Origin of the sequence: Ensifer sp. ENS07 (assembly GCF_014852185.1) — a bacterium.
GTDB classification, from domain to species: Bacteria; Pseudomonadota; Alphaproteobacteria; order Rhizobiales; family Rhizobiaceae; genus Ensifer; species Ensifer adhaerens.
In genome coordinates, this window is the sequence record NZ_JACVBE010000017.1 from 143,621 (window position 1) to 159,632 (window position 16,012).

General features: G+C 62.6%; 14 protein-coding genes. 4 read left to right on the top strand and 10 right to left on the bottom strand.

Annotation, left to right across the window (positions count from 1 at the left end; translation table 11 throughout):
- Nucleotides 1-8: 8 nt before the first annotated feature.
- On the top strand, nucleotides 9-731 hold the full coding sequence (locus tag IB277_RS33450) for a heme-copper oxidase subunit III family protein (RefSeq protein WP_034798919.1): 723 nt from the start codon (nucleotides 9-11) through the stop codon (nucleotides 729-731).
- Nucleotides 732-740: 9 nt separating this feature from the next.
- Complete coding sequence (locus IB277_RS33455; protein WP_034798923.1) at nucleotides 741-1,115, top strand: cytochrome C oxidase subunit IV family protein; 375 nt, start codon at nucleotides 741-743, stop codon at nucleotides 1,113-1,115.
- A 48-nt stretch (nucleotides 1,116-1,163) separates the two neighbouring features.
- On the opposite strand, the gene IB277_RS33460 is transcribed toward IB277_RS33455, so the two are convergent.
- The 7 genes from IB277_RS33460 to IB277_RS33490 all read right to left on the bottom strand — a co-directional run bounded on the left by IB277_RS33460 (nucleotide 1,164) and on the right by IB277_RS33490 (nucleotide 8,937).
- Nucleotides 1,164-1,922 carry an ATP-binding cassette domain-containing protein gene (locus IB277_RS33460; RefSeq protein WP_034798925.1) on the bottom strand — a complete coding sequence of 253 codons (759 nt, stop codon included), beginning with the start codon at nucleotides 1,920-1,922 and terminating at the stop codon, nucleotides 1,164-1,166.
- 11 nt (nucleotides 1,923-1,933) lie between these two features.
- A complete protein-coding gene (locus IB277_RS33465) occupies nucleotides 1,934-3,133 on the bottom strand; it encodes an alanine racemase (protein WP_090298309.1) in 1,200 nt (399 codons plus the stop codon).
- Nucleotides 3,134-3,144: 11 nt separating this feature from the next.
- Nucleotides 3,145-4,122 (bottom strand): ABC transporter permease, encoded by a 978-nt coding sequence (locus IB277_RS33470; RefSeq protein ID WP_034798931.1) that lies wholly within the window; start codon nucleotides 4,120-4,122, stop codon nucleotides 3,145-3,147.
- A 130-nt stretch (nucleotides 4,123-4,252) separates the two neighbouring features.
- Complete coding sequence (locus IB277_RS33475) at nucleotides 4,253-5,317, bottom strand: substrate-binding domain-containing protein (protein ID WP_090298312.1); 1,065 nt, start codon at nucleotides 5,315-5,317, stop codon at nucleotides 4,253-4,255.
- A 61-nt stretch (nucleotides 5,318-5,378) separates the two neighbouring features.
- Nucleotides 5,379-6,440, bottom strand: coding sequence for a substrate-binding domain-containing protein (locus tag IB277_RS33480; protein ID WP_034798936.1), 1,062 nt, complete (start codon nucleotides 6,438-6,440; stop codon nucleotides 5,379-5,381).
- Nucleotides 6,441-6,466: 26 nt separating this feature from the next.
- The gene (locus IB277_RS33485) at nucleotides 6,467-7,726 is read right to left on the bottom strand and encodes a M20 family metallopeptidase (RefSeq protein ID WP_090298316.1); all 1,260 of its coding nucleotides are present in this window, start codon (nucleotides 7,724-7,726) and stop codon (nucleotides 6,467-6,469) included.
- On the bottom strand, nucleotides 7,726-8,937 hold the full coding sequence (locus tag IB277_RS33490) for an ROK family transcriptional regulator (RefSeq protein ID WP_034798940.1): 1,212 nt from the start codon (nucleotides 8,935-8,937) through the stop codon (nucleotides 7,726-7,728). Before IB277_RS33490 ends, IB277_RS33485 begins: the two co-directional genes overlap by 1 nt.
- Before the next feature lie 357 nt (nucleotides 8,938-9,294).
- On the opposite strand from IB277_RS33490, the gene IB277_RS33495 reads away from it, so the two are divergent.
- Nucleotides 9,295-11,856, top strand: coding sequence for an FAD-dependent oxidoreductase (locus tag IB277_RS33495; RefSeq protein WP_090298321.1), 2,562 nt, complete (start codon nucleotides 9,295-9,297; stop codon nucleotides 11,854-11,856).
- A gap of 79 nt (nucleotides 11,857-11,935) precedes the next feature.
- Here IB277_RS33495 and IB277_RS33500 read toward each other — a convergent pair whose 3' ends face one another.
- Nucleotides 11,936-12,865 (bottom strand): aldo/keto reductase family oxidoreductase, encoded by a 930-nt coding sequence (locus IB277_RS33500; RefSeq protein ID WP_089045824.1) that lies wholly within the window; start codon nucleotides 12,863-12,865, stop codon nucleotides 11,936-11,938.
- A 243-nt stretch (nucleotides 12,866-13,108) separates the two neighbouring features.
- The gene (locus tag IB277_RS33505; RefSeq protein WP_060520324.1) at nucleotides 13,109-13,897 is read right to left on the bottom strand and encodes an SDR family oxidoreductase; all 789 of its coding nucleotides are present in this window, start codon (nucleotides 13,895-13,897) and stop codon (nucleotides 13,109-13,111) included.
- A 97-nt stretch (nucleotides 13,898-13,994) separates the two neighbouring features.
- On the opposite strand from IB277_RS33505, the gene IB277_RS33510 reads away from it, so the two are divergent.
- The gene (locus IB277_RS33510; protein ID WP_089045823.1) at nucleotides 13,995-14,594 is read left to right on the top strand and encodes a TetR/AcrR family transcriptional regulator; all 600 of its coding nucleotides are present in this window, start codon (nucleotides 13,995-13,997) and stop codon (nucleotides 14,592-14,594) included.
- Nucleotides 14,595-14,900: 306 nt separating this feature from the next.
- Here the strand turns inward: IB277_RS33510 and IB277_RS33515 are convergent, their stop codons facing one another.
- Nucleotides 14,901-15,620: a hypothetical protein gene (locus IB277_RS33515; protein ID WP_090298324.1), complete on the bottom strand. Its 720-nt coding sequence runs from the start codon at nucleotides 15,618-15,620 to the stop codon at nucleotides 14,901-14,903.
- Between the last annotated feature and the right edge of the window lie 392 nt (nucleotides 15,621-16,012).

Here is a 16,012-nt window from a genome sequence, read left to right on the forward strand (position 1 = left end):
GGCAAGGCATGTCCGCCGAGACACATTCGCCTGTCCGAGAACCGCTCCATCGCCCCGCGGGACTTGCCGGCTTTGCCGCCGACTGGGCCTCCGACCAGCGGACGTTCAAGAACGTCTCCTGGGGCAAGGCGATGATGTGGATCTTCCTCCTGAGCGACACCTTCGTCTTCGGCTGTTTCCTCATCGCCTACATGTCGGCGCGCATGTCGACCGCCGTTCCCTGGCCCAATCCGAGCGAGGTCTTCGCGCTGCACATCGGCGGCTCGGACGTGCCGCTGATCCTGATCGCCATCATGACCTTCGTGCTGATCACCTCGAGCGGCACCATGGCCATGGCCGTCAATTTCGGTTACCGGCGCGATCGCAAGAAGACCGCTCTGCTGATGCTGCTGACCGCCCTTTTCGGCGCCACCTTTGTCGGCATGCAAGCCTTCGAATGGACGAAGCTGATCACCGAGGGCGTGCGTCCCTGGGGCAACCCTTGGGGTGCTGCGCAATTCGGCTCGACCTTCTTCATGATCACCGGCTTCCACGGCACCCACGTCACGATCGGCGTCATCTTCCTGCTGATCATCGCGCGAAAAGTCTGGCGCGGCGATTTCGACACTGAACGGCGTGGCTTTTTCACGAGCCGAAGAGGACAATACGAGATCGTCGAGATCACCGGCCTCTACTGGCACTTCGTCGACCTCGTCTGGGTCTTCATCTTCGCATTCTTCTATCTGTGGTGAGGCATGGCCATGACGGAAACGACTGTTCACACCCACGCGGCACCGGCAGCAAAAGTAGAAGGCCACGCACAAACGCACCAGCAACACCCGATCGGCCTCTACTTGGTCGTCTGGCTGCTGCTCTTCGTGCTCAGCACCTTTTCCTACCTCGTCGACTATGTCGGGCTGCAGGGTTATCTCAGGTGGTCGCTGATCCTGATCTTCATGGTACTGAAGGCAGGGCTGATCGTCGCGATCTTCATGCACATGGCCTGGGAACGGCTGGCGCTGATCTACGCGATCCTGCTGCCGCCGCTGCTGGTGCTGGTCTTCGTGGCGCTGATGGTCTCGGAATCGCACTACGTGCTGTTCACCCGCCTCACCTTCTTCGGCGCCGCACCATGATTGCCAACCGGCGCCGCCCCAATGGCGGCACCGCTGGACTCATCCGCCTCAGTGTTGCTGAAGCCCGGTGATCATCGCGATGATCTCGTTTTTGTCGGTCTTGGCCGTCTCACGGATGCCGATCTGCTTGCCGCGGCGCAGAACGCAGATGCGGTCGGCGAGCTTGAACACCTGATCGAGGCTATGGCTGATGATCAGTACGCCGATGTTGCGGCTTTTCAGCGATTCGACGATCTCCTCGACCTTGGCGGTTTCGGCAACGCCAAGTGCTGCCGTCGGCTCATCGAGCAAGATCAGCTTGCTCGCCCAATGGGTGGCGCGGGCAATCGCGACGCCCTGGCGCTGGCCGCCCGAGAGGTCGCGGATCGTCGCATGGGCCGAGGGGATGCGGACATCCAGTTCCTTCACCAGAGTTTCCGTCTCGGAAATCATCCGGCGACGGTCGAGCAGGCCGAAACGGTTTACCGGCTCGCGGCCAAGAAACATGTTCATATAGACCGTCTGCTGGTCGGCAAGCGCCAGATCCTGATAGACGACCTCGATGCCATGGGCGCGCGCCATCGTGGCGTTCGACATCGCCACGGTCTGGTTTTCGATGGTGATCGTTCCCGAGGTCGGCGTGTAAACGCCGGAGATGATCTTGATCAGCGTCGACTTGCCGGCGCCGTTGTCGCCGACGAGCGCCACGATCTCGCCCGGACGGACGTCCAGCGAGAAGTTCTCGATCGCGGTGACGCCGCCAAAGGTCTTGCGGATGTCCTTCAGCTTGAGGACCGGCTCGCGTGCAGAATTCGTGTTCACGTTCATGACGTCACCCCTCAAACCGGCCAGGCCGCGGTTTCGCCGAAACCGTTTTCGATCGTTTCCACCTTCGGCGCGCCCTTGGAGATGCCCGACACGCCGACGACATAGGCCCGCGTGACGAAGGCCTGCCCGCGGAAGCCGAACACCGCCGTATCGCCAGGCTTCGGGGCCGCCGCACCGCTGGCGTCGATCATCGCGTAATAGTCGATCGCCGAGGGGGGCGGTACTTCGACGCTTCGAAGCGCCGACGCCGAAGTCGTCGGGTCGGCAGAGACGATCGCCTTGACGTCGTAATCCGGAAAGATCGGGTCGATGTAGAAGCCGCCGCCGAAGCAATAGGCCTTGCCGCCCGAGAGATGGGAAACTTCGGTGAGGTAGAGTACCGCCGGCAGTTCCGGCAGATCTTCCATCACGTGCAGTGCGGTGGTGCCGTGCAGACCGTTGCCCGGCTCGCACTGCGTCGCGCCCGCTTCGGCAAGGGCCGGGAGCATGACGCTGGAGGTCGTACCCGGCGCATTCACCTCGATCCCGTTGCGGCCGGCCTTGGCCAGCGCCTCGGCAGCTTTCGAGAGCGTCGCGAGATTGTGTGTCGGCTTCACCTTGCGGCTTTCATGGTCGAAGAGCAGCGCCGGAAAGGTGGTGATGCCGGCAAAGCGGCCACCGTCGAGCGCATCGAGACGGTCCGCCACCGCGGCAACGTCGCTGGCATCGAACCCGCCTTCATGGCCGCGGTAGAAGGTATCACCTTCCGCCCGGATACGGGCGAGCAGATCCTGCCGATAGCCGGCTGCATGTGCGCCAGCCGCCGCTTCTGCAGCCTTTTCGCCGTTGAAGACCGTCCAATAGTCCGGCCGGAAGGTTTTCGCTGCGGCAGCCGCCTCGTGGCGCGCGACCTGCTGCAGGTGGCCGAGATGGCCGACCTTCAGGCCCGCCTTGTGGGTGGCGCGGGCACAGGCCATGTCGACGGCAACCGAACGGTCAATGCCACCACGCTTGACCGCTTCGCAGAAGGAACTGGAGCGGCCCACCTGCTTGGTCATCGCAAAGGTCTTCAGGCCGAGGCGACGAGCCTCGTTGCTCATAATCGCCGCATTGGCCTCGACCGTGTCGAGATCGAGCACATAGGCGTTGGCCGGAAGCTTGCCCTGCTGGTGCAGGCTCATCGCCGCTTCGATGAATGCCGGGTTGCGGCGGCGCAGAACGTCGAGAAACATGAAATCCTCCTTCAGCGGGACTTTTCGCGCAGCGACACGGCGACCGCAGCGAGGATGATGAGACCGCGAACGATCATCTGGTCGGATACGGAAAGGCCCATCAGGATCAGGCCATTGTTGAGCATGCCCATCATCAGCGAGCCGACGAGCGCGCCGATGATCGTGCCCTTGCCGCCGTTGAGCAACGTGCCGCCGACGATGACGGCGGCGATCACCGTCATCAGGTCGGTCTCGCCAAGCGTATACTTCGCCGCCTGCAGGCGACCGGCGTAAAGCAGGCCCGCAAGGCCGGCGAGACCGCCGCTGATCATCAGAACGGCCAGCCGAATGCGCGGCACGCTGATGCCGGAGACGCTCGCTGCCCGGCTGTTGTCGCCGGTCGCCAGCACATGGGCGCCGAAGCGGGTTTCGCGGTAGATGACATGGCCGCAGACGACGGCAACGAGGGTCCACCAGATCAGCGAAGGCACGCCGAGGAACGAGCCGGAGCCGAAAAAGCCGGTAAAGGTGCTGTCGGTCACCGGGATCGAGCGCAGGTTCGTCATCGAGCGGGAGACGCCGGCAAAAAGCCCGAGCGTCGCCAGCGTCACCAGGAAGGACGGCAGTTTGACATAGGCGACCAGCGCGCCGTTCAGGAGCCCGATCAGCACGCCGGCGCCGATACCGGCGACGACGCCAGCCACCAGGCCGTACTCGTTGATCGTCACCGCCGCCGCCAGCGCCGAGACGGCAACCGTCGAGCCGATCGACAGGTCAATCTCGCCGGCCGACATGACGAAGACGAGGCCGATCGCCATGATCGTCACCGGTGCTGTCTGCAGCATGATGTTCGACAGGTTGCGAACCGTCAGAAACCCGCTGTCGCGAAGCACGATGGCGAAGAACAGAAAGATCGCCAGGAAGCCGAGATAGACGACGTATTGCTGCAGGTTGAGGCGACTGACGAGGCTCGCCGGCTGGCCGCTCGCGCTGGAATGGGCACTGGACATTATTCTTCCTCCGAAGGCAGGGGGAAAGCTCCCCCTGCACTACGGCGCCGCGGGTCTGGTCAGACGCGCAAAGGTCGCCGCAGCACTATGAAAAGCTGCATGTTTTACTCATGCAGCGGGCATCATTTCATCACTTCATCGCATCCGCGATCGACGCGGGCACATCCTTGTTCAGAGACTTCTTCCAGCCGTCGGCGACCGTCGCCTTGGTCACGGCAAGCGAGTCGACCACCAGGAAAGGCTCGGCCTTCTTGCCGACCAGCGACCCTGCCGCGGCGCGCGCTGCGGTGACACCGATATTGTAGGCTTCGTCGGCGACCAGAGCTGCGATGTTGCCGCCCTTGACCATGTCGAGTGCTGCCGGTTCGTTGAGGTCGAGCGTCACGATCTTGGTGTGGCTGTTGCCGGCGCCGCGCAGCGTCGAAAGCACGCTCAGTGCCGGCTCCGCCCAGGTCACATAGATCCCGTCGAGATCCGGGTTCTGGGTGATCATGCCTTGCGCGATTTCCTCGCTGCGGGCCGGATCGGCCATGCCGGCCTCGGCAACGATCTTCATGTCGGGATAGTCCTGCTCGATCGTCGACTTGAAGGCGCCATCGCGCTGGTTGGTCACGTAGAAGTCGGCGTCATGATAGATATAGCCGAGCTTGCCCTTGCCACCGAGCGCATCCGCCATGGCAACGGCCGCCTTGTTGCCCATCTGGAAAAGGTCGTCCGAGACGATCGTCACATAGTCCTTGCCGTGTTCGTAACCGGCCGGCGAATTGTCGACGAAGGCGAGCTTCACACCGGCGGTGCGTGCCGGATCGTAAACCACGGCGGCGCTTGCCGGGTCGACCGGCAGCGACAGGATGATCGAGGGCTTCTTGGCAAGCACCGTCTCGACATCCGCCTTCTGGCGGGCGGCATCAAAGCCGGCATCGGTCTGTGCGACCACCTCGACGCCAAGGCGCTTGAACTCGTCCTGGGCGCCGCTGTTGACCGCGTTGGTGTATTCGCTCATCTCGTGCCAGACGAGCGCTGCGGTAAACTTGCCGTCCTTGATCTGCTGTTCCTGCTCCGCCGTCAGCGTCAGGCTGCCCGCCGGCGTCGGCGTCTCGCCATGCGGACCCGTGGTCTTGCCGTCAGCGGCAAAGCCGGATGTCGCGGCAAAGACCGTTGCCAGCAACGCGAAGTGTTTCACTGCCCTGTGCATATCTGCCTCCCTTTTAGGAATGACGCCGCCGGAAGCGTCCTCTCTCCCGGCGGCCACCTGATTACTTGGCCGCGTCGAGCACCGACTGCGGCGCATCGCGGTTGAGCGACTGCTTCCAGCCGTCCGCGACGTTTTCCTTGGTGACGGTCAAAGCCGGGGCAACGACGAAGGCCGGCGTCTGCTGTCCGAGAAGCGACTTCAGGCCGGTCGCAGCCATGGCGCGTCCAAGCTCATAGGCCTTGTCGGCAACAAGCGCGGTGACGTTGCCGCCCTTGACCATGTCGAGCGCGACCGGTTCGGCAAGATCGAGCGTGACGATCTTGGTCTTGGTATTTCCGCTCGAGCGCAGGGCAGAGAGCACGCCGTCGGCAGGCTCGGCCCAGGTCACGTAGATACCGTCGAGATCAGGGTTCTGCAGCAGCATGGCGCTTGCCAGCTCCTCGGCACGTGCCGGGTCTGAGATGCCCTGCTCGGCAACGATCTTGATATCCGGATAGTCCTTCTCGATCGTCGACTTGAAGGCCTGGTCGCGCTGGTTCGTCACATAGTAGCTGGCATCGTGGAAGATGTAGCCAACCTTGCCCTTGCCGCCGATCGCCTTGGCCAGCGCATCCGCCGCCTGCTTGCCCATCTGGAAGAGATCGTCGGTAACGATCGAGGCATAGTCCGTGCCCTGCTTATAGCCGCTCGGCAGGTTGGAGAGGAACACGAGCTTGCTGCCATCGGTCACTGCCTGGCGGAATGCTTCGGCCGAGGTCACCGGATCGAGCGGCAGCGCCAGGATGACGTTCGGCTTGGCGGCAAGCGCGGTTTCGATATCGCTGCGCTGGCGGGCAGCGTCGAAGCCGGCATCCGTCGTCACCGCGATCTCGACGCCGGCGCGGGCAAACTCATCCTTGGCACCGGCCGAAACGGCGTTGGTGAAGTCGGACGAGGTATGCCACAGCAGCGCCGCCTTGTAGCCCTTGCCCTTGAGCGCGCCGATATCGGCATCGGTCAGGGCGACATCGGCGCTCGGCGTCGCGCTCTCGCCGGACGGACCCACCGTCTGGGCAGAGGCGGCGTTTGCGGCAAGCACGAAACCGCTGACGAGTGCGGCAGCCATCAATTTCTTCAGAAGCATTGTCGTTCTCCCTCTTGTTTGGCAGTTCAGTCCATGACGCCGCAGTAGCGCGCCATGAAGGCGGCAAATCCGACGATCCCGGCGAGGTATTCCTCCACCTCGACCCGTTCCTCGTAGGTATGGCAATTGCGGATGTCGCCGGGCGCGCAATAGACGGCAGGCACACCCAAGCGGTTGACGAAGAATGGCGATTCCGACCAGAAGGGCGCGCCTTCGATGACGCCGCGCCCAGCCATCGCTTCGGCCATGGCGGCTGATAGCGCACCGACTTCGCCCGCCGTTTCGTCGATTTCAGCCGCCGTGCCGCCAAGCGCATGGTCGCGGCCGGCCGGATAGGAAAACTCGACCGTGATTTCCGGATCGGTGATCGCCGAGCGCACCGCAACCTCGATCTCGGCCGCCGCCGTGTCCAGCGATTCCCCTGGCAACAGTTTGCGGATCAGCGACAGCGTGCAACGCTCGGGCACGGCGATGTAGCCGCCGCCGGCAAGGCCGGTGATCAGCAGGAAACTGCGACCGATCAGCTTGTGCTCGGCCCGCGCGGCGATCTCGTCGGAGTGTTTCCAGAGAGCCGACATCGCCGCGTGGCTGGCGCGCAATGCATCCTTGCCGAGTTCGGGTACGCCGAAATAGGCGGACTTGCCTGTAATCGTGATGTCGGCGATGAAAAATCCGATCTGCGCCGGATAAACCGAAAGCCGTGTCGGCTCGACATAGACGACGAAGTCCGGACGGACGATGTCACCGGTCTCGATGCGTTCGACCAGATCCTTGATACCGGCGGAGACACCGGTCCCCGGCTGACCGCTTTCCTCGTCGCCGACGAAGGCAAAGGCCACGTCCCCGGCCAACGCAACGCCGGACTTGTCGAGCAGCGACAGCGCCGCCAGCGATGCGCAAATGCCTGCCTTCAGATCGCCCGAGCCGCGCCCCCAGACCGCCCCATCGATGATCGGTGCAGCGAAGGGATCCTCGCGCTCGGTACCGGCCCAATGCTCGCGCCAGCCGTCGACATGCACCGTATCCGTATGGCCAATGAACAGCAGGCGTGGCCCCTTGCCGCGCCCCTTGCGCTCCGCCCAGACGTTCGGCCGACCCGGCAGGAACTCCGCCGTTTTCAAGCCTTCCAGGCCAAGGCGCTGCATCGTTTCGGCCAGAAAGGCGACGAAATTCGCCTCGTTGCCGGTAATGCTCTCACGCCCGATCGCGCCACGAAAAAGATCAATCGCCGTCTCGCGATCAAGCGCCGCTCGCAAACGTTCGACCAAGCCGTCATTCATCGTCATCACATCGCCTCCCGAAGCGCGTTGACGTTTGCCCGCGGCAGCGAAATCCGGCCATCGGGCGCATCGACCCCGAACAGGGTGTTGTGCAACTGACCGAGCCCGATCGCCGCCGCCCCGATGATCGCGGCGCGCGCGCCGAGTTCACCGGTCTCCACATTGACCGGATAGGGGAAGCACTGCGGCAGGAAGGCTTTTACCCGCTCAAGCATTTCCGGCCGGAGTCCGATGGATCCGCCCAGGATGACCTTCTGCGGGTTGGCGATCGCGGCAATCGCGGCAACGCCGGCTGCCAGATACCGCGCAGTGTCATCCAGCACCGTCAGCGCTGCCGCATCGCCCGCTTCTGCCTTGGCAAAGATGGTGGGCACGGCAACGGTCTTGCCCGAAAGCGCCGCGTAACGTTCCGCCATGCCATGCGAGGCAACCGCGCGCTCGAAGGCGCCGGTGCGCAGCGATTCCGCCTCGAACGGGTCGGCGCCGAGCGGCAGGAAACCCATTTCGCCGGCCGCATTGCTGACGCCGCGCACCAGATGGCCGCCGACCATCAGGCCGCTGCCGACGCCGGTGCCCAGCGCCACATAGGCGAGGTTGTCGATCCCCTGCCCCTGGCCCAGCCAGTTTTCGCCAAGGACGGCAAGATTGACGTCGTTTTCGAGCATGGCTCCAAAACCGAGCACCTCTTCGAAGGCGCCGACGACATCCATCGTGTCGAAGCCGGCAATGTTCGGTGCAAGCAGCACACGGCCGGTCTCGCTGCAGGGCGCGCCGGGAACGCCTACCACCGCAAGCCGGATCTTCTCGCGAGCGATCTTCTGTCGGTCTGCCGCATCAAAGGCCATGGCAGCGATCTGCTCTACGACGAAGCGGCCGCCCCGCGGATCGGTCGGCGCCGTGTCTTCGGCAAAGATCTGGCAGGCGAGATCGGTGATCGCCACGCGCACCTTCGTGCCACCGAGGTCGACGGCGATGATGAAGGCGGCATCGCACACCAGTTCGTAGGTGACGGCAGTGCGCCCGACATGGCCGCTGGTGCGCCCCGTCTCCTGCACCCAACCCTCTTCTTCGAGGCCGCGGACGATCTCCGAAATGGTCTGCTTGGAAAGGCCGGTCTGCTTCGAGATCGACGCACGCGAAATCGGACCGCCCTGGACGATCGCCTCCATGACGGAGCGCTGGGAGAACTTCCGGGAGATGCGCAAGCTGTCGTTCACGGGGACCTCTTTTAATTCGTTCTGTTACCGAACTTATTAACATCATGCATCGCTGTCAATCTTACCCGATGGGATTATCTTTCGTGGCCAACGCCGCGATCACTGGAAAGCAGGTAGATCGCAATGACGCATTCGGATGCGTCGCCATTTGCGATATGCTAGATGAAATCAGATTGGCGCTGAGAGGCGCTTTTTCTCACGAAATCAGTGGCATGACCGTCTCGACAGCTCTCGTTCGGCGAACCGCAAAATGCTCGGCTCTGGTCGTGCAGTTTGATGAGAATGTCGTAGACAGGCTCTGGTCGGGGCGGATCAGGCCCTAAAATCCGGCATCCAATCCAACTAGGGTCGCAATCAATGGCAGAGTTTCCGCAAAAGGCGAAAGTCGTAATCATCGGGCTGGGTGGCATCGTCGGTGCTTCGATCGCGCACCACCTGATCGAGCGCGGCTGGGACGATATCGTCGGCATCGACAAGTCGGGCGTACCGACCGATATCGGCTCGACCGCACACGCCTCGGACTTCTGCTACACCACCAGCCACGACTATCTCTCGGTCTGGACGACGCAGTATTCGATCGATTTCTTCGAGAAAATGGGCCACTACGCCCGCATCGGCGGCCTGGAAGTGGCGCGCACCGGCGACGATGTCTGGATGGAAGAGATCAAGCGCAAGCTGTCCTCCGCCAAGGCCTTCGGCACCCGCGCCCACTATGTCTCGCCGGCTGAAATCAAGACGATGTTCCCGCTGATCGAAGAAGATCAGGTCATGGGCGGCATGTTCGACCCGGATGCCGGCCTCGTCATCCCGCGCTCGCAGACGGTTGCCGGCAAGCTCGTCGACGCCGCGGAAAAGTCCGGCAAGCTGCAGGTCTTCGGCAACACGCCGGCAAAGTCGCTGATCGTCGAGAACGGCCGCATCAAGGGCGTCGTCACCCATCGCGGCACGATCATGGCGGACCACGTCATCGTCTGCGCCGGCATCTGGGGTCGCCTGATCGCTGAATTGGTCGGTGAGGACCTGCCGGTCATGCCGGTCGACCATCCGCTCACCTTCTTCGGCCCGTACAACGAATTCGAAGGCACCGGCAAGGAGATCGGCTTCCCGCTTTTGCGTGACCAGGGCAACTCGGCCTACATGCGCGACACCGGCGACCCGAAGACTACCGAGGGCGGCCAGATCGAGTGGGGCTATTACGAGACCACCAATCCGCGCCTCTGCCATCCACGCAACATTCTTGAAAAGCACGAGGCGCGCCTGTCGCCTTCACAGCGCGACCTGGAGATGGAACAGATCATCGAGCCGCTCGAGCGCGCCATGGAACTGACGCCGATCCTCGGCGAACTCGGCTACAACGAGAGCCATTCCTTCAACGGCCTGCTGCAGGTCTCGGCCGCCGGCGGCCCCTCCTGCGGCGAGAGCCAAAAGGTGCGCGGCTTGTGGTACTGCGTCGCCATCTGGGTGAAGGACGGCCCCGGTTATGGCAAGCTGATCGCCGACTGGATGACAGACGGCCGCACCGAGATCGACCACGCCTCGATCGACTATTCCCGCTTCTATCCGCACCAGCTGGAAGAAAAGTTCATCGAGGGCCGCTGCTTCGAGGCGGCGCAGAAGATCTATTACCCCGCCGTGCACACCCGCGAACCCTATGCCACCGGCCGCAACGTCAAGCGCTCGCCCTTCTACGAGCGCGAAAAGGAACTCGGCGGCTATTTCATGGAACTCGGCGGCTGGGAGCGCGCCCACGGCTACGCTGCCAACGAGCACCTTTTGGAGAAGTATGGCGACCGCGTTCCGGTACGTGAAAACGAGTGGGACAGCCGCCATTTCTGGCGCGTCTCCAACGCCGAGCATCTGGCGATGAGCGAGGACTGCGGCATCGTCAACCTCTCTCACTTCCATATGGTCGACATCGAAGGTACTGACCATGTCGAGCTGCTCGAATGGCTGTGCGCCGCCAAGGTCGGCGGCGACGGCAACATCGGCAAGGGCATCTACACCCACTTCCTCGACGACGAGGGCATGGTACGGGCCGACTTCACCGTCTTCCGCATGGCCGACCGCTGCCGCCTGGTGAACGGCGCCGACGCCGGCCCGCGCGACTTCCAGTACATGCGCCGCGTCGCCGAAGATCGCGGCCTTGACGTCACCATCACCGACGTCTCGGAGAAGTTCATCACCATCGGCATCTGGGGTCCCAATGCCCGTGAGACGCTGAAGAAGGTGGTTGCCGATCCCTCGGGCCTCGACATCGAGAACTTCGCCTTCGCCGCGATCAAGCCGATCGAGATCGCCGGCAAAAAGGTCACCGCCTTCCGCATCTCCTATGTCGGCGAGCAGGGCTGGGAACTGCACATGAAGTACGAGGACGGCCTCGCCGTCTGGGACGCGCTGCGCTCGACCGGCGTCATGGCCTTCGGCGTCGAAACCTATGCGAACTCGCGCCGCATGGAAAAGAGCCTGCGCCTGCAGAACGCCGACCTGCTTACCCAGTACAACCTCATCGAAGCCGACCTTGCCCGCCCGAAGGTCAAGGACGTGGACTTCCGCGGCAAGGCCAAGCATCTCGAATACAAGGCGCGCGAACATCAGCCGGCCATGCTCTGCACGCTCGTCATGACGGAGAATACCGACAAGAACGGCGTGAAGCGCTATCCGGTCGGAACCCTGCCGGTGATGGATCCTGAAACCGGCAAGGTGCTGGTCGATGAACTGGGCCGCCGTTCCTACACCACCTCGATCGCCTTCGGCCCGACGATCGGCAAGAACATCGCGCTTGCCTATCTGCCGTGGTCCCATTGCCAGGTCGGCCGCAAACTCAACGTCGAATACTTCGCCGAGACCTATCCGGTCGAGGTCGTCGGCGTCGGCTACAAGCCGCTCTACGATCCGGAAAACCTGAAGCCGCGCAGCTAAGCCCGCATCAGCCCCCAATACATAAAAGGCCCGCTCGGATCCGAGCGGACCTTTTCAATGGTCTGCAGACCTAACGAGGTCAGGGCAGCACGTGTCCTGCCGCCGTGAAGAGACGATACCAATCCTCGCGCGACAGCGTGATGTCGGCGCCGGGCGCGATATCGCCCAAACGCTCGGGACTTGTCGTTCCAAGCACCACCTGAATGTTGGCCGGATGGCGGGCGATCCAGGCATAGGCGATCGCGGAAGCCGATACCCCGTACTTGCCCGCGAGTTCGTCCAGCAACCGGTTGAGTTCCGGAAAGTTCTTCTCGTCGCCGACGAAGACGCCGCCGAAGAAACCCTGCTGGAACGGTGACCAGGCCTGCAACGTCATGCGGTTGATGCGCGAATAGACGACCACTTCCCCGTCGCGATCGATCGATTGCTCGAGACCTGCCATATTGGCGGCGATTCCGAAGGCGACCGAAGGCGCATGCGCAATGCTGAGCTGGATCTGGTTGGCGACGAGCGGTTGGCGGACGGCGGTCTTCAGAAGATCGATCTGCCGCGGGGTGTGGTTCGAGACGCCGAAATGCCGGACCTTGCCAGCCGCCTGCAATTTGTCGAAGGCGTCCGCCACCTCCTCCGGTTCCACCAGCGCATCCGGGCGATGCAGCAAGAGAAGATCGAGATAGTCGGTCTTCAGCGCCGCAAGCGATCGATCGACCGACTGCAGAATATGATCTTTGGAGAAATCGAAATAGCCGCGACGGATTCCGCACTTGCTCTGGATGACGATCTGTTCGCGCTCAGTCGGCTTCAGCCGCAACGCATCGCCGAAACGGCGCTCGCAGGCATGCAGTTCGCCGCCATAGATATCGGCATGGTCGAAGACGTTGATGCCGACGTCCCGTGCCTTCCCATAGAGCCGGCTTATGGCGTCGTCGCTGAGATCGGCAATCCGCATCAGGCCGAGAACGGCAGAGGAAACGGAAAGGTCGGTTGGTCCCAGATTGAATCTTTTCATCGGCTCGCACCATCAACATCGTTTCGAGGGAGGATTTTCGCACAGGGACGGAGTGGTCGGCCTTGCGAAATCTTTGATCCTCAATTTCTAAGCAGCCTGAGGGCGCTTGGCAAACGCCTTTGAGGCAAACCGTGGAAACGCTGTGGCTTGCTGTGCCCAAGCGGAAAGGCCCGAGCATCGACCGTCTCAGCAGGTGCAGGCGTTCGGAGCGGACGCCAAACGCCCGCTCCGTGCGTGGACCGGTCAGGCAGCGGACCGATAGCGCTCGGCCGGCAACGACTGTGCAAAATTCGGCAGCATTGCCTGCCGTGCCGTATCGAGGGTGTTCCACTGGCCGGCATCGGGAAGCGGCGGGATGGTTACCAACTCGCGTCGATCGTAGCCGATCAGCGCCGCATCGACGAGATCGCCGACCTCCATCACACCGGGGAGCGTCTCGACATCGACGCCGGCATGATCCCAGATCTCGGTGCGCGTCGCTGCGGGCAGAACCGCCTGAACGTAGACGCCCTTGGTGGCGAGTTCGACATTCAAGCCTTGAGAAAGGAACAGCACGAAGGCCTTGGTCGCGCCGTAGACGGTTGCGCCCATCTCCGGTGCAAGCCCGACGACCGACGCGATGTTGATGATCGCCCCCTCGCCTCTCTCCGCAAACCCCGGAGCTGCCGCATGCGCGAGCCTGGTGACTGCCGTTACGTTGAGCGCGATCAGCTTCGAGATGTCCTCGCTCTGCTGCTGAAGAAAGCCTCGGGGGATAGACGTCCCGGCATTGTTGACCAGCACGCCGATGCTCCGGTCTTCGCGCAGCCGCTGCTCGACCTTGGCGAGGTCCTGTGCGTCGGTCAGGTCCGCCGGGACCACATCCACCGCCACGCCGGTTTCGTTCTTGAGGCGCTCAGCGAGCGCGTCGAGCCGCGCCGCATTGCGCGCGACCAGAACGAGATCATGACCGCGACGGGCAAATCGCTCCGCATAGACGGCGCCAATGCCGGTCGAGGCACCGGTTACAAGGACTACTGGCTTCCTGCTCATCGATTGGGCTCCTTCAGTTTATTCATGATAACTATCATGTATTTGGATATATGATGACTATCATGTATATTGTCAATCGAAATTTCAGGAGACGATGATGCGCGTGAGCCGGAAGCAGGTCGAAGAGAACAAGAAGACAATTCTGGAGGCGGCGGGACAGCTGTTCCGGGAGCGCGGCTTCGAATCCGTCACCGTTACTGATGTCATGAAGGCGGCAGGCCTCACCCATGGCGGCTTCTACGGCTACTTCAAGTCGAAGGAGGATCTGATCGCGCAGACATTGGCCGGTCTGCAGGGAGAAACCGAGCCGCTAACGGTGGATCTTGCATCCGTCGCCCGACGTTATCTTTCGCCGGAGCATCGGGACGATTTCGGCCACGGCTGCCCGCTTGCAGCCCTTGCGTCGGAGGTAAGCCGCCAGCCCGGTTCCGCACGGTCGGAGATGACGGACGTCCTCAAGCGCCAGTTCGCCCGGTTCGGCAAGGTCGCGCCGGGCACGGATGAGCATGAGAAGCGTCGCGCGGCAATCGGCAGTTCTGCGGCCATGATCGGCGCGCTTATCCTGGCGCGGATGACTGACGATCCCGACCTGTCGACGGAAATCCTCGATGAGACGCGGGTGTGGCTTTCCGACCGCGATCACGGAAAGCTGAGAAGCCAAGGTCCTTCCGACGGCAAGAGCGACGCCGGAAGCTGAACCATGTCGCGGAAAAATGCGCAGCGGTTTGCGATCACGGCGCACGGCAATTCAAGATATTGGAGCGCAAGCGGCAGAGCGGAACGGCGGCCACGTGCTTGGCATATCCTCTAATGCACCGAATTCGTTCGCAGATCACTGCGCCGGAACGATACCAGGCGAAACACGGGAATCGTTGATGCGGGGCGTGAAGCGCCCAAAGACAAACCGTTAAAGCGCGTCTCGGGTCGAGCTCGGAGCAACCTGTCCAACGATCCGCCCATCGCGTCTTATCCCGTCACCGGGCGGCGATCCCTTATCGCACCGTCACCGGGCCTCCGGCCAGCCGAATTTCTTCGTCCAATAGCCGTTCCAGTCACTCACCGACTGCTGCGTTCGCCGGTAGATCCGCTCGGCTTCCTCCTCCGCCTTCAGAGCCGCCGCGAGCGCCGCATCGTCCTTCGCATTGGCGCGCGCCTTTTGTGCGATGTCGAGACCGATACGCGCTTCGTTCTGGGCATCCGCCAGGAACTGACCGGAGCTATAGCCTTCGGCATCGGCAACATAATGCAACTGGTCGCCGGCGGTTTTCAGCTTATAACCGAGCACGATCTCGGTTTCGGCAAAACGGCTGCGATTGCCGCGCACCGTCGCGGTCAGCGCATTGGCGATGGCCTCTTCGTGTCTGAGACCGGGATTGTTGAGCAGTTCAGCCTCGACCCGGCCGGCGAAAATCTCACCCTGCTCGTTGAGGATTTCCTTCAGCACTGCCTTCACATTGGGGTCGTTGGATCTGAAACGGTCGGAGTTCAGCAATTCCAGCGCCGTGCCGACAAAAGCGTCGGCCCTCGCCTTCAGCTCCAGTATGCTGTTGTTGATTGCACCCTGCGCCTGCGTCGTTGCTCTGCCAGGCTCCGCTGAAACGCCGTTCGCGGCCTTGAGGATGTTGTTCGCGCTGTCGGCAGAACCGGCTTTCTCCTCGGCCTCGGCCGTTGTCCGCCTGAGGATTTCCAAGGCAACGTTGCTCGTCGGCGATATGGTGGTCACGCGTGGGTCTCCGCGGCAAAGGCGGCGCTCCTGCACCTGCCTGCCGAATGGGTGCGCACAGCCTCATGCCATCGCGAGAATCAAGAATGAAAGCAACTATCGATTGTATGTCTTAATAAACGGGTAACGCCGGTCATAGAAGCAGACGACGCCGCCACCTCCCCCGCCCCTCTCCACCCGATGAGGATTGAAGGACGCTCGCTCACCGCGTTGCGGCGCCCGCCCCTTACATCTGTCCGCTTAGCTTTGTTTGCGCTTGTTCCCTGCGGTTCAAACGTCAAAAAGCCCGCTGGATTTCTCCATGCGGGCTTTTTTTGATTTGGTTGCGGGGGCAGGATTTGAACCTGCGGCCTTCAGGTTATGAGCCTGACGAGCTACCGGGCTGCTCCACC